This is a genomic window from Cellulophaga sp., assembly GCF_039943695.1.
In the GTDB taxonomy this organism is placed as follows: Bacteria; Bacteroidota; Bacteroidia; order Flavobacteriales; family Flavobacteriaceae; genus Cellulophaga.
Genome location: NZ_JBDVAA010000215.1, coordinates 42,644 through 58,513 on the forward strand (window position 1 = coordinate 42,644; position 15,870 = coordinate 58,513).

Here is a 15,870-nt window from a genome sequence, read left to right on the forward strand (position 1 = left end):
ATACTTATCGGTATTTTTTGTGTTTGCCAATGCTATACATGTAAGCAATAGTGCACAAAAAAGTATTATTTTAGAGAATATCTTATCCATTACGCTATGTTGTTTTGAGTTACTCTCATAATCCACATACGATCTTGGTAAGAGCTATTAATATTAGAATAGTAAGACAGTAAAGCATTGTTCCAAGTACCGTGCTTTTTTAAGTATACATACCTGTAGTTGTTTTCTGGGTTTATAAAATAGCTAGCATGTAAGCCTTGCTTATTTAATAACCTTACAAAATTGTTTGCGTTTTTAGCACTTGCAAATACGTTAGCAATAATGTAATAACCAGAATCTACACCGTTGAATTTTACAACTTGTGGCGTTGGAAAAGCACCTGCAACATTGTCTTTTTGTACAGGATTTCTAAACTTAGGATTGTCATTACTGTACTTATCCCTTGTTAATGTTTTAGTTTTATCTTGCGTTGTACCCGCATAAGCAGTATTGTTATATCTACTATCTGTATTGGTACCATTATCTACATTCATTATCCACATATCATAACTATATGCACCATTAAGTTGCGAGTTATGTGCTGCTTCTGCTTCTTTCCAAGTATCATATCTTTCTAGGTACACATACTTAAGTCCTGTTTTTGGATCTTTAATATAATCTGCAGAAAGTCCGTTGTCTTCTAAATCTTTTATAAATTTATTTAAGTAACCTTGACCCTTGTAAACATTAGCAATTACGTAGTAACCCTCTTCTACACCATCTAAGTTTTTAAACTTTCTTCTTTTTATTGATGAAGCCGTTTTTTTAACAGCAGTAGAAGTAGTATTGTTAGCAATTGCACTATTTGTGGTAGTTGCATCTTTAACAACAGCTGAATTTTTTACAGCAGTGTCAGGATTATTGTTAGCTGTATTTTGGTAACCAGAAGTTGAGGTATTAGGTGTAACAACATCAGTTGCATCTTTTACTATACCATTTGGTTTATTATTTGAGTTTTCTGCAACTGCATTATCATCATTATTAATGAAATACATTTTTTTAGCCTTTTCTTCTAAGTCAGGCCTTGTACCTTTAGTTTCACTACGTACCATACGTAACACTCTTTCAAACCTTGTTTCTAGATCTCTTTGTCTGTTTACTTCTAAAGAATCTTGTCTATACATTAGCTCTGCCAATACCTGATCGTTTTCTGCTAATCGATTTTTAAGTTCTTCAAATTTTTCAGATTCTAATTCTTCCTCTAGGTTTGTATCTTCTTCATTAAAAGCTAATTCATCATCACTATCATCTTCTAACATTACTCTATCTTCAGTTAAATTAGGAGTAAAAGAATATGCTACAGATATTTCATGAGTAACACCAAAGTTATCTAGATCTCCAGAGATACCTTTTTCCATAGTATATCCTAACGATAATCTTTTGTTTAGATTAAAACCTAAACCTGCAGCGGCACCATAATGGTCATCATAACCAACTTGGGCCCATCCAAGTTTAGGTAAATCTAATATTAGGCTACCTCCAAGTACAATATCTTCTTGACCAGCTTTACGTACTCTAGCCAAAGGCATTAATCTACCTTGTTCTAAAATACCAGATGTTTTATCAAATTGATGTGTGTACTGTAAGTGACCAGAGAATGTTTTATCTGCAAATTCTGTTATAGATTCGCTTGTTTTAAGATTGTAATCAAATAAGTTTTCTGCATATAAACCAATATCAAATTTGTCATAAGACAAGTTAACACCAGGCTGAAACTGTAATAAATTGTCTCTTTGACCTGTTAAAAACGGATCGTCTGGATCGGCAGCATTTACTCTACTTTTATCTAAACCACTTGCGTAGTATGACATATTAGCTCCAAAAGTAAAATTACTTTTATCACTAAGTTTTACACCATAAGCATAGTTGGCTAATACACCATAGTTTGTTAAGGTACCAGCAGTTTGCTGGTATATACTTAGACCTAAACCTGTACGATCGTTAACACGACCACTATAACTTAAAAAGTAATTTTGATTATTATCTGTAAACTGTACCGATTGGTTTCTATGTAATAAGTTTATGTACGACTTGTCTTCCCTTACCGTTGAAAACGTAGGGTTTATTAAGAACCTATTGTATTTTAAAAGGTTCTGCGATGGAACATCGTATGATAGGTATGGATTAACCTCTTGGGCACTAACATTGGTTAGCACCATCACTAATAATAGACAGTATATGTACTTAAACTTAAACATTTTATGATTATCTTATGATTGTTATAGTCCCTTGTTTTTGACCACCTTTGTCATCAAGAATCTTATAATAAAAAACCATATTTTGCTTAGGGAAACTCATAGTTGAAGTTGGCCAATTGTTCTTGTAGCCTTTTTCATTTAAAATTTCTTCACCGTTACTATTGTAAATAATAACAGTTGCATTGGGGTTATTAGAATAAGAATTTGGTAGTATCCATAGGTCATTTTTACCATCACCGTTTGGAGTAACTACATTAGGAACATTAAAAGTATCTTTGTATGAGACTGTAAATTGTTTTATAACTTCACAGTCGTCTATTTTTGCTATAAGCGTGTAAGTACCTTCTGCTGTTAAACTAACAGTTGCACTTGTGCTTAATTCTACATTAGCTGCATCTAACCACTGGTAACTTGTACCACCGCTTGCAGATATTGTTTTAGTTTGTCCTTCTACAAGAATAACTGGATCACTGCTGTCTAGTGTAATTAAATCTTCATTTAATGGAGAAATAACAACTTCGTTAGAACGTAACGGACAGCCATTTTTTAGTACTTCTAGAACAAAAGTTCCTGTTTCTGTACTATTTAAAGTTTCATCTGTAGTATTAAAGCTAACACCATCTTTATACCAAGTAAATGTTTCACCTGCTAAAGTTGTTGTAGTACTTATAACTACCGGGTTGCTTGGGTTACAAAAAGTAGCACTACTTGCTGCAATTGTAACTGTTTCTGACGTTAATAATACTACACCTAATGTATTAGAATCTGTAGCACTATAACCACTAATACTAGCGTTTAGTGTGTAATCTCCGTTAGTTGTAATATCAGATAAAGAAATTGAGTTACTTGTTTCACCAGAAACAGCTACACTATTCTTTTTCCATTGGTATGTAAATTCATTTTTTAAATCTGCTGTAACATCTGTTTTTGTTCCATCTGCTGCAACAGCTTCAATTGTTTTTACATCTAATGTTGTTGTTGTATTTTGGCAGTCTGTGTAAGCAGCTGTATAATCTATTTCTATGTTAAAAGAAGCTGGACTTACTACTGTTGTTTTGTCAGAATCTATAGTAAATGGGCAACTACCTCCATTGTCTGTAATACGTGCAAAATATTCTCCTGCACTATTAACTACTAGCGTATTTGTTGTTTCACCGCTAATTACTGTACCGTCTTTGTACCAAGCATAAGTAACAGCACTACTGCTACTAGTTACTTGTAATGTTTTTGTTTTAGTTGGTAAAATAACAAGGTTAGCCTCATTATCTCTAGTTAAAGTAACATTAGATGCTGTAGTAATAGAAACTGTTGCAGAGCGCTCTAAACAAGCTCCTGTACCACTAATTTCTACTGCATAGTTACCTTCAAAGCCTGCAGATGAACCATCTACTGTATATGTGTGGTTATCTACGGTTGGGCTAGTAATAGCAACATCGTCTTTATACCAAACATACGTTAATCCTTGTCCAGATATATTTGCTGTTAGTGTTTCTGTTTCTGTAGAGCAAAGGCTTGTTTTACTTGGTGTATTTAATGCTACACCTAAGCTTGTACCTGTTGTAACCTCTATAATGTTAGAGTCTGTACTTGCAGAACCAGAACAAATTGTTCCATAGTCTATTTGTACAGAATACATACCTGCTTGTGTTGTTGTTAAAGAAGGTCCTTTTTCTGATAATAATGTACCGCTTCTATACCAGTTGTATAAATAAGTACTGGCGTTTGGTACATTATGTGGAGCCATAGTTATTGCTGTCCCGTCGCAAACTTCTATTGTTCCGCCAGATGGTATGTTGCCATTTCCATCTTGACTCATTAGTATTGGCGAGTTAAAGTCTACATAGTACATAGAATAAGGCCCTGCTGTTGGACTCACTTTTTCTGGACTTGTACTTTTTACTCGTATTTTGTAGTTCTCACCTCTAGTATCTGTAGGTAAGGCAAACTGAATGTTAAAATCATAATTAGCATTCTTATCATCTAATGTAGCAAGTGCTACAGGGCTACCAAAGTTACCGTTGGCATCAGATAATTCTAAAATAAATTTGTTGTCGCTGTTTACAGCTGGGGCATTAATCCAGGTAAAATTTACCCAGTAAGAGTTAAATCCGGAAGACGCACAAGCGGCAGTCCATCCGCTAGAACCACCACCGCTTGGGTCGGCAATGGGCTCTGGAGCATTTAAAATTTGGGCAGTTGTTGTTACCGAAAAGGTAAATAACAATAAAAGTACCAAAAGAGATGTAGTAGGTGTTGTTCTCATGACATGATTTTTTTTGTAACTATTTTATTGTCTGGGGACATAGTTAGTTAGATTAAACGTTTAAAATTTTTGCAAACATTTTAACGCGTGTGCGAAATTTGCTTTAACAAATATGGTTGTTTATAACTTGTTCATAAATTTATTGTTGTAGTAGTATTTAAATCTGTTGTGAAAATGGCATTATTGTATGGTGACCGAATTTTTAACCGCCATAATTAATCTTATTTTGTACCTTTACTGCTTAATTTTATCCTATGAATGAAGGCGAAAAATCATTAAATTTTATAGAGCACATTATCGAGGAAGACCTGAAAAACGGTTTCTCAAAAGAGAATTTACGTTTTCGTTTTCCACCAGAACCTAATGGGTACTTACATATAGGACACGCAAGTTCTATTTGTTTAAATTTTGGTCTTGGTTTGCGTTATAATGCACCTGTAAATCTGCGTTTTGACGATACAAACCCAGCTAAAGAAGAACAAGAATATGTAGACGCAATTAAGAAAGATGTTACCTGGTTAGGCTTTAAATGGGAGCAGGAGTGCTTTGCATCAGATTATTTTCAGAAGTTGTATGATTGGGCAATTTTTCTTATAAAGCAAAATAAAGCATATGTAGACAGTCAGTCCTCTGATGCTATGGCTCAACAAAAGGGAACACCTACAACTCCTGGTGTTGCTAGTCCTTTTAGAGACAGGTCTGTAGAAGAAAATCTAGACCTTTTTAACCGTATGAAAAATGGCGAGTTTAAAGAAGGAGAACACGTTTTGCGTGCTAAAATAGATATGAGTTCTTCTAATATGCTAATGAGAGATCCTCTTATGTATCGTATTTTACATAAAGCGCATCACAGGACTAATACAGATTGGTGTATTTATCCTATGTATGATTGGACTCATGGAGAAAGTGATTATTTAGAGCAAGTTTCTCACTCTTTTTGTACACTAGAATTTGCTATGCATAGAGAGTTATATGACTGGTTTTTAGACCAAGTTTATGATGCTGAAAAAACAAGACCTAAACAAAGAGAATTTGCCAGACGTAACTTAAGTCATACCATAGTTAGTAAAAGAAAATTACTAAAACTGGTAGAAGAAGGAGTTGTAAAATCTTGGGATGACCCACGTATGCCTACTATTTCTGGTATGCGAAGAAGAGGGTATACACCAGAATCTATCCGTAATTTTGTAGATACTATAGGTATTGCAAAAAGGGATAACCTTATAGATGTGTCTTTATTAGAGTTTCATGTACGTGAGCACTTAAATAAAATTACAACTAGAGTTATGGGTGTTCTAGATCCTGTAAAAGTGGTTATTACCAATTATCCAGAAGGACAAGAAGAGTGGTTAGACATAGAAAATAATCCTGAGGATGCTGATTCTGGCAGTAGAAAAATACCTTTTTCTAGAGAAATTTATATTGAAAAAGAGGACTTTAGAGAAGAAGCTAACAAAAAATTCTTTAGACTAAAACTTGGTAAAGAGGTACGTTTAAAGGGAGCTTACATAATAAAGGCAGAATCTTGCACAAAAGATACCGATGGGAATATTACTGAAATTCAATGTACGTATGATACTTTAAGTAAAAGTGGAAGTGGCACTGAAGAAAGTTTACGAAAAGTAAAAGGAACATTACATTGGGTTTCTGTAAAACACGCTATAGAATCTGAAGTTAGATTGTATGATAGGTTGTTTACAGATGAAAGTCCGGATACCCATAAAGAAAAAGATTTTATGGAATTTGTAAATCCTAATGCTTTACAAGTAATTAAAGGATTTGTAGAACCAAGTTTAAAAGAAGCAAAAATTGGTGACCGTTTTCAATTTCAAAGAATAGGTTATTTTAATATTGATACGGATAGTACTCAAGAAAATTTAGTTTTTAATAAAACAGTTGGTTTAAGAGATTCTTGGGCAAAAATTGCAGAAAAGAAGTAGTATAAGTTTTACTGATACTAATTAAAAACTAATTGGTATTTTCTATTAAAAACGGCTTGTTTTAAGCGTTTTTAATGGACTTTTAAAAAGGCTTAAACTATTTATATGACTTGCTTATTAAAGTTTTAAAATTGATATTTAAAATGATTTTTAGCCTTTGAGGAGGTCATTTTTTATAAGTTTTGCTTTAACAAACAATATTTAGCATTGTAACATAAAAAAATCCGATAGAAATATAATTTTCTATCGGATTTTCTGATTTAAGTGCCTTGCTTAAAAAATTAATCTTTTTTAGGTTGATCTAATTTTTTGGGCTTAGGATTATTGTTTGCTTTTTTCATATTTTCACCAATCATGTTACTTGCTGTAAATGATGCAACCATATCATTTAACATTTGGCTACCAGCTTGTGGTGAGTTTGGTAATAGTATTAAATTACTATTTGTTTCTTGTCCTATAGATTGTAAAGTATCATAATGCTGAGTTACAACAATTAGGGCAGAAGCTTCTTGAGAATTTATACCAACTTTATTTAATACTTCTACAGATTCTTCTAATCCACGAGCAATTTCTCTACGTTGGTCTGCAATACCTTGACCTTGTAAACGCTTACTTTCTGCTTCAGCTTTTGCTTTTTCTACAATTAAAATACGTGCAGCATCACCTTCATATTGTGCAGCAGTTTTTTCTCTGTCTGCAGCATTAATACGGTTCATCGCAATTTTTACTTGCGGATCCGGATCAATATCAGTTACTAAGGTTCTAATTATATCAAAACCATAATCCATCATAGCATCATTCAATTCAGCTTTTACAGCCAATGCAATATCATCTTTTTTAACAAAAACGTCATCTAATTTCATTTTTGGAACTTCAGCACGTACAACATCAAATACATAAGATGTTATTTGGTCATGAGGATAATCTAATTTATAAAATGCATCATACACTTTATCTTTTATTACTTTGTATTGTACAGAAACTTTTAATTTCACAAATACATCGTCTAAAGTTTTTGTTTCAATAATTACATCTAACTGCTGAATTTTTAAACTTAGTCTTCCTGCTATTCTTTGTATAAATGGTATTTTAAAGTGTAGACCAGATTGTCTAATACTACTAAATTTACCAAATGTTTCAATAATAGCAGCACTTTGTTGTTTAACAGAGAAAGCTGCAGAAAAAATAACAAATACCAAAAATACGATCATTGGTATGTATAAATAATCTCCCATAATTTTTTTAAGTTTTAGGTTTATGTTTTAAATGTACAAATACTGCACATATATATGTAGATAAAATAGGGGATATGTTACATTTTTATAAAAAAAAAGCTACAAACGCATAATTACGTTTGTAGCTTTTAGTAAATGTTATGTAGATTATGCTAATTTTTCAATAGCATTTTTTATTCTTTTAATAGTTTCTTCTTTACCTAACATCTCAATAATATCAAATACGTGTGGCCCTTTCATGTCACCAACCAATACCAATCTAAAAGGAGGCATTACTTTACCAAAAGATAATTCCTTATCTGTAATCCATTGTTTTACAATTGTTTCTGTATTGCTAGAACTAAAGTCTGTTATTGATTCTAAAACATATACCAATTGGTTTAAAATGTCTGGAGTACCTTCTTTCCATTGTTTCTTAACCCCTTTTTCTGCATATTCTGTTGGAGCAATGTAAAAGTAATCTGCTAAATCCCATATGTCATTTACAAAAGTTGCTCTCTCTTTTAGTAAACCTACCAAACGCTCAACAGTTTCTTGTTTTGCTAACGGGTGAGTTTCTTGTACATGACCTAAAATAGTAGGCATTAATAATGTTGCAATTTCTGCATTATCTTTTGCTTGTAAATACTGTGTATTATACCATTTGGTTTTATCTGGATCAAAACGAGCTCCAGATTTGTTTACACGCTCTAAAGAAAACTCTTTTACAAGCTCTTCTAAACTAAATATTTCTTGTTCAGTTCCTGGATTCCAACCTAGTAGAGCTAAAAAGTTTACAACTGCTTCCGGAAAATATCCTTCTTCTTTATAACCAGTAGACTCGTTCCAAGAAAGCGGAAATACAGGAAAACCTAGCTTTTCTCCATCGCGCTTACTTAATTTTCCTTTACCAACAGGTTTCATAATTAATGGTAAATGAGCAAATTCTGGAGCTTGCCAACCAAATGCATCGTACAATTGTTTGTGTAACGCTAAAGATGGTAGCCATTCTTCACCACGTATTACATGAGAAATTTCCATTAAATGATCATCTACAATATTTGCTAAATGGTATGTTGGCATACCATCACTTTTATAAAGTACTTTATCATCTAACACATTAGTATCTATATTCATAGTGCCACGTATGCTATCTTTTAATTCTAATTTCTCATTTTCAGGAGTCTTAAAACGTATTACAAAAGCCTCATTATTAGCTAGTTTAGCTTCTACTTCTTCTTTAGTTAATGCTAAAGAGTTATTTAATTTTAACCTATTATGCCAGTTGTAAATAAAAGTTTTACCCTCTGCTTCATGGTTTTTTCTATGTTCATCTAAACTCTCAGAACTATCAAAAGCATAGTATGCATTACCATTTTCAATTAATTTATCTGCATATTCTTTATATAAATGCTTACGTTCACTCTGTTTGTAAGGTCCAAATTTACCTTCTTTACCAGGACCTTCATCAAAGCCAATTCCACACCAATTTAAACTGTCAACTATGTACTGTTCAGCACCTTCTACAAAACGATTTTGATCTGTGTCTTCTATACGTAGAATAAAATCACCACCATTTTTTTTAGCAAAAAGGTAATTAAATAATGCGGTGCGCACACCACCAATATGTAAAGGTCCAGTAGGACTAGGAGCAAAACGTACTCTTACTTTAGAACTCATAATTTGTATTTATATGTACAAAGATACAGTTAGTTATTTGTCCTATTAAAGTGTTATACTCACTTTTTAACAATTTTTTTCTATCTTTTTCTTAAACTGTGGGTATCTTGGTATTAAATATTACACATTTTGAATAGTTTAGACCATATTTTACAAAAATTAAGGGCCTTTACTAAGAGGTATTATACCCAAAAATTACTAAAAGGAGTGCTTCTTTTTTTAAGTTTTGGATTGCTTACTTTATTAGTAATACTGGGGCTTGAGTACCTTTTATGGTTTAATTCTACAGGTAGATTATTACTATTAATTGCACTTTTGGGAGTAACTATTTACTTATTATATGCCTATATTTTAACACCGCTGTTTTATTTATTTCAACTTAAAAAGGGAATTACAAACAAAGATGCTTCCTTATTAATAGGTAAACATTTTCCTGAGGTAGGAGATAAGTTGTATAATTTATTAGATTTAGCAGAAGATACCAATTCATCAGAATTATTATTGGCAAGTATTGCTCAACGTTCGCAAAACTTAGATACTGTTCCTTTCGTCAGAGCAATAAATTTTAAAGAAAATTTCAAATACGCCAAGTATTTGGTAGTGCCTATTCTTATTTTACTGCTTGTATGGTTAAGTGGTAATTTAGGTTCTTTATTTGGTTCTTATGATAGAGTTGTTAACTATGAAATGGCTTTTGAAAAACCGGCACCTTTTTCTTTTAATTTGATTAATAATAAGTTAACCGTTTTAAAAGGTGAAAATTTAACACTAAAGCTGACTACTCAGGGTAAAATTAAACCAGAAAATGTAGCTATTGTTGTAGATGGTAAAGAACTTTTTTTACAAGAAAATAATGGCTTTTTTGAGTATACTTTTGTTGCTCCGCAAAACAGTTCTTCTTTTTATTTTAAGGCTAATGATGTAACATCTCAACAGTATAGTTTACAAGTACTTAATGTTCCATTTTTAGAAGATTTTAAAATGGAATTGGTTTATCCTGCTTATACAAATAGAAAGTCCGAAACTATTAAAAGTACTGGAAACGCTACGTTTCCTGAGGGTACAAAGGTTACTTGGAACATAAAAGGAGCACACATTAGTACTATTTCTATAGGATTAAAAGATACTATAATTGGTTTTAATAAAATTGATAATTCTTTTTCTTCTTCAAAAAGAGTTTATAATAGTACAGATTATATAATTAGCACATCTAATGAGAATGTTTCTAATTTTGAAAAATTAGGGTATAAACTTACGGTAATAAAAGATGCTAATCCTATTATACAAGTTAATCAGGTTAAAGATACCCTGAATCCTAATATTTTATACTATTCTGGTACTGCTTCAGACGATTATAAACTGATGAGTATAAAATTAGTTTGTTATCCTGTAGATAAACCAGATAATAAACAAATTATTACTATAAGTACTCCAAAAAGTAATGTAAATCAGTTTTATTATACATTTCCTTCTGGGCTTAATTTAGAGCCTAATACTAATTATAGCTTTTATTTTTCTGCTACAGATAATGATGCTATTCATAATGGTAAAAGTACTAAAAGTCAAGTGTTTAGTACTATGTTGTTAGATCAAGATGCTCTTAAAAATAATGATTTAGAACAGCAACAACAATTGTTAAACAATCTAGATAATTCGTTGGATAGTTTTAAAGAACAAAAAGAAAAATTACAGGAGCTTAATACCAAGCAAAAAGAGAAAGCTGCTTTAAATTATACCGAACAGTCTGAAGTTAAAGACTATTTGCAAAAGCAACAACAGCAAGAGCAGATGATGGAAAAGTTTAGCAAGCAGTTAAAAGAGAATTTGCAAAAGAGTAATACAGACGATAAACAAAATAAATTATTACAAGAAAGGCTACAACGTCAGGAGCAGAAAGCAAAAAAGAATCAAAAATTACTTGAAGAATTAAACAAAGTCGCCGATAAAATCAATAAAGAAGAGTTAACTAAACGCTTAGAAGAGCTTGGAAAAAGTCAAAAAAACAGTGAGCGTAACCTAGAACAGTTGTTAGAATTAACAAAAAAATACTATGTTACAGAGAAATTGGCGCAGTTAGGTCAAGATTTAGAGAAGCTTGCAGAGAAGCAAGAAGCACTTTCTGAACTTAAACAAGATCAAAATTCTGATATAAAAGATCAAGAAAATCTAAATAAAGCCTTTGAAGATTTAACAAAGGAACTTGATGAACTAAAAAAGGACAATCAAAAATTACAAAAACCGCTAGATATTAAGGCTGATAAGAGTAAGCAAGATGATGTAAAACAAGATCAAAATGATGCTTTAGAGGAGTTAAGTAAAGAACAGGGGAGTGTTAATTCTTCTAAATCTGACAGTAAAGCCAGTAATAAAGCCGCTAAAAAACAGAAGTCTGCAGCAGATAAAATGAAGCAAATGAGCAGCCAAATGCAGCAATCTTCATCTGGTGCTAGTGGTGAATCTATTACTGAAGATGCAGAAATGTTGCGTCAAATTCTAGAAAATCTAGTTATTTTTTCTTTTAAACAAGAGCAATTATATGAAGATATAAGCTCTAGAGATACAGATGTTGCAAAGTTTTCTACCACAATTAAACGCCAAAAAGAGTTACGTACTTTGTTTGAGCACGTAGATGATAGTCTTTTTGTATTGTCTTTACGTCAGGCCGAAATATCAGAAAAAGTAAATAAAGATATAACAGAAGTGTTCTATAATATAGATAAATCACTAGAGCAACTTGCAGAAAACAGGTCATATTTAGCTACTGCAAATCAAAAATATGTGCTTAATTCATCTAATAGTTTGGCAGATTTTCTTGCCAATTTGTTAGATAATATGAACCAGAGTATGAAATCTGGTTCCGGCCAAGGCCAAGGAAAAGGAAAAGGTTTTCAACTTCCAGATATTATTAAAGCACAAAATGAACTAAAAAATAAGATGGGTAAACAGGGAGATTCCAAGTCTTCTGAAGGAAAAAAACCTGGTGAAGGTGACAAACCAGGTGGGGAAAAGCCGGGTTCTGATGGAGAAAATGGTAAATCTGGAGAAAAAGGTAAGGAAGGAGAAGGCGGTAAAGAGGGTGAAAAAGGTAAAAATGGAGAAGGAGGTAAGCAAGGATCTCAAGGTAAAAATGGTGAAAAAGATTCTCAAAAAGGATCTGGTGGAACTGGTTTATCCGAGGGTGAATTAAAAGAAATCTATGAGATTTATAAGCAGCAACAAAAAATTAGACAAGAATTAGAACAGCAATTAAAAGATATGATTGCTAAAGAAGATAAGAATTTGGCTAAAAAACTGCTACAACAAATGGAAGATTTTGAAGATGATTTACTTGAAAATGGCATTACTAATAGAACAAAGTCTAAAGTAAATAACATACAACATCAGCTGTTGAAGCTAGAAAATGCAGCTTTAAAACAAGGAGAAAAAAGTACAAGAGAAGCTAATAAAGCAAAAAATAAGTTTAGTAATCCTATTACGACTAAGCCAGAAGCATTAGAGAATTATCGTAACGAAATAGAAATCTTAAATAGACAAGCACTACCTTTGCAGCAAATTTATCAAAATAAAGTGCAAAAATATTTTAAAACCAATGATTGATTTTCATTATGAAACAGAATTTAGTCTAAAAGATAATACCAAGTATATCGATTGGATTAATAGGATAATAGCTTCTGAAGAGCATTTAGTAGGTGATATTAATTACATTTTTTGTGATGATGCTTACCTGTTAAACATCAATCAGCAGTATTTAGATCACGATACTTATACAGATATTATTACGTTTGATTATACAGATGGGAAGGTAATTAGCTCAGATATTTACATTTCTGTAGAACGAGTTAAAGAAAATGCAGTAGATTTTAAGGTCGATTTTGATGTAGAAATGCTTAGAGTTATGGCTCACGGAGTGCTACATTTAGCCGGTTATAAGGATAAATCTACTGAAGAAGCTGCATTAATGAGGAATAAAGAAGAAGAAAAAATTAAATTGTTCCACGTGGAACATTAAGATTATGTTTGATAAAGAATACGATGTTATTGTAGTTGGCGGTGGCCACGCAGGTGCAGAAGCAGCAGCTGCTGCGGCTAATTTGGGTTCTAAAACTTTGTTGGTTACAATGAACCTGCAAACCATAGGGCAAATGTCTTGCAACCCTGCAATGGGAGGAATTGCAAAAGGACAAATTGTTAGAGAAATTGACGCTTTAGGAGGGTATAGTGGTATCATTTCTGATAAATCTGCTATACAATTTAAGATGTTAAACAAGTCAAAAGGACCTGCAATGTGGAGTCCTAGGACGCAAAATGACCGTATGCGTTTTGCTGAAGAATGGCGTTTAGCTTTGGAAAGAACACCCAATTGTGACTTCTATCAGGAGATGGTTTCTGGCTTAATTATAGAAGGAGATAAGGTCTGTGGAGTAACAACTTCCTTAGGAATTGAGATAAGATCTAAGGCTGTTGTACTAACAAATGGCACGTTCTTAAACGGGTTAATTCACATAGGAGAACGCCAATTAGGTGGTGGTAGAGCAGGTGAAAAAGCCGCTACTGGTATCACAGAACAACTGGTAGACTTAGGGTTTGAAAGTGGTAGAATGAAGACTGGAACACCACCTAGAGTAGATGGTAGATCACTAGATTATTCTAAGATGATAGTGCAGCCAGGTGATGCAATTCCAGAGAAATTTAGCTATACAAATACCAATGCATTGGCTCATCAGAGAGATTGTCATATGACGCATACAAGTACTTTAGTGCACGATTTATTGCGCGAAGGCTTTGATAGATCACCTATGTTTAACGGTAGAATTAAGAGTTTAGGACCGCGTTATTGTCCGTCTATTGAGGATAAAATTAATAGGTTTGCAGACAAAGATAAGCACCAATTATTTGTAGAGCCAGAGGGTTGGGATACGGTAGAAGTATACGTAAATGGCTTCTCAACTTCTCTTCCAGAGGACGTACAATTTAAAGCTTTACGCTCTGTTGTTGGCTTTGAAAATGTGAAGTTTTTTAGACCAGGATACGCTATAGAATACGACTATTTTCCGCCAACACAATTAAAGCATACACTAGAAACCAAGCTTGTAAATAACCTATATTTTGCGGGTCAAATTAATGGTACAACTGGGTATGAAGAAGCAGCAAGTCAAGGTCTAATGGCAGGTATAAATGCGCACCAAAAAGTGAAAGAAAACGAGCCTTTAATACTGAATAGAGACGAGGCTTATATAGGTGTTTTAATAGACGATTTAATTACAAAAGGAACAGAGGAGCCATACAGAATGTTTACTTCTAGAGCAGAATATAGAACATTATTGAGGCAAGATAATGCCGATATTAGGCTTACTCCACTAGGTCATAAAATAGGTTTAGCATCAGATTCTAGACTAAAAAGGATGGAAGAAAAGCTTAAAAAATCCGATGCATTTGTAAACTTTTTTAGAGAAACAAGTGTTGTTCCAGAGGATATAAATCCTATTTTAGAGTCTGTAAATTCTGCTCCAGTTAAACAATCTCATAAGATGTTTAAGAGTTTTTCTAGGCCTAATGTTACTATGGATCATATGAAATCTTTGGATGCTGTAGCGCAATTTATTGAGCAAGAAAACATAGATAGAGAGGTGATGGAGCAGACCGAAATTCAGGTTAAATATGCAGGTTACATTGCCAAGGAAAAGAACAATGCAGATAAGCTGCAACGATTAGAAAACATTAAAATTCCGGATAATTTTGACTATAGACAACTAAAGAGTTTGTCTTATGAAGCTCGTGAAAAATTAGAGGCAATTAGACCAGTTACTATCTCGCAAGCCTCCAGAATTAGTGGGGTTTCTCCAAGTGATATAAGTGTGTTACTTGTGTTTATGGGAAGGTAATTTAAGTTTAAAGCATATAAGATTTACCCAATTGTTCCACGTGGAACAATTGGGTTTTTTGTTTTTAAATATATTCTGGTTTATGTTTTTTTATGGTTCTTATAACGGCAGAGTAGAGTTGTTTATTGTGTGTTTTTTTAAATGCAAAATGCGTTCTTTTTTTGCTTTGGTAAAAGCTCTGTTTTTTAATTTTTTTAGAACCCTTTATTTTATTCTTTAATATGCTTTTTAGTAGATGGTGTTTTTCCTTTTTTTTATGATGGATTAAAAATTATCTCGCATAAGATTTCTGTTTTTTAAATCTTCAATTTAATAATTTCTTTGGCTTAATTTCTTTGCTCTTTTGGTTCAGATTTATTTTTATCCTTTTTAGATTTTTGTTTTTGGTAATTTATTTTTTAAAGTTGATTTTACAATTTTGTTTGAATTTTTTCTTCACTACTTTTTGTATTTAGATTTTATTTCTCTCTTTATTTTGAGTTTGTTTTTTTAACTATTTTCTGTCTAAATTTCACACTCATTTTTATCTCGTTTTTTTATTTTTTTTCCTCTTCTTTTTTTGCGTTGATATTCTTCTTTTTTTTATTCAAATTACACTTTCATTTTGAGCTTTATTTTTGATTTAAAATTCTGTTTTTTTTATCGCTTTTTGTT

8 protein-coding genes are annotated in these 15,870 nt (G+C 32.3%); 4 read left to right on the forward strand and 4 right to left on the reverse strand.

Features of this window, described 5'->3' with window-relative positions:
- Positions 1-89: 89 nt before the first annotated feature.
- Positions 90-2,237, reverse strand: coding sequence for a type IX secretion system membrane protein PorP/SprF (locus tag ABJD66_RS15655; protein WP_348133359.1), 2,148 nt, complete (start codon positions 2,235-2,237; stop codon positions 90-92).
- A 7-nt stretch (positions 2,238-2,244) separates the two neighbouring features.
- Positions 2,245-4,500 (reverse strand): gliding motility-associated C-terminal domain-containing protein, encoded by a 2,256-nt coding sequence (locus tag ABJD66_RS15660; RefSeq protein WP_348133362.1) that lies wholly within the window; start codon positions 4,498-4,500, stop codon positions 2,245-2,247.
- A gap of 254 nt (positions 4,501-4,754) precedes the next feature.
- Between ABJD66_RS15660 and ABJD66_RS15665 the strand changes: the two genes are divergently transcribed.
- Positions 4,755-6,440 (forward strand): glutamine--tRNA ligase/YqeY domain fusion protein, encoded by a 1,686-nt coding sequence (locus ABJD66_RS15665; protein WP_100894397.1) that lies wholly within the window; start codon positions 4,755-4,757, stop codon positions 6,438-6,440.
- A 281-nt stretch (positions 6,441-6,721) separates the two neighbouring features.
- Here the strand turns inward: ABJD66_RS15665 and ABJD66_RS15670 are convergent, their stop codons facing one another.
- Positions 6,722-7,675 (reverse strand): SPFH domain-containing protein, encoded by a 954-nt coding sequence (locus ABJD66_RS15670; RefSeq protein WP_100894396.1) that lies wholly within the window; start codon positions 7,673-7,675, stop codon positions 6,722-6,724.
- 147 nt (positions 7,676-7,822) lie between these two features.
- Positions 7,823-9,334, reverse strand: a complete 1,512-nt coding sequence (gltX, locus tag ABJD66_RS15675; RefSeq protein WP_348133366.1) for a glutamate--tRNA ligase — start codon at positions 9,332-9,334, stop codon at positions 7,823-7,825.
- A 207-nt stretch (positions 9,335-9,541) separates the two neighbouring features.
- Between gltX and ABJD66_RS15680 the strand changes: the two genes are divergently transcribed.
- Genes ABJD66_RS15680 through mnmG form a run of 3 tightly spaced genes read left to right on the forward strand, consistent with a single transcriptional unit; the run spans position 9,542 to position 15,216 of the window.
- Positions 9,542-12,931, forward strand: a complete 3,390-nt coding sequence (locus ABJD66_RS15680; RefSeq protein ID WP_348133369.1) for a hypothetical protein — start codon at positions 9,542-9,544, stop codon at positions 12,929-12,931.
- Positions 12,924-13,343, forward strand: coding sequence for an rRNA maturation RNase YbeY (gene ybeY, locus ABJD66_RS15685; protein ID WP_348133372.1), 420 nt, complete (start codon positions 12,924-12,926; stop codon positions 13,341-13,343). The genes ABJD66_RS15680 and ybeY overlap by 8 nt, the downstream gene beginning before the upstream one ends.
- Positions 13,344-13,347: 4 nt before the next feature.
- Positions 13,348-15,216: a tRNA uridine-5-carboxymethylaminomethyl(34) synthesis enzyme MnmG gene (gene mnmG / locus ABJD66_RS15690; RefSeq protein WP_348133375.1), complete on the forward strand. Its 1,869-nt coding sequence runs from the start codon at positions 13,348-13,350 to the stop codon at positions 15,214-15,216.
- Positions 15,217-15,870 lie beyond the last annotated feature (654 nt).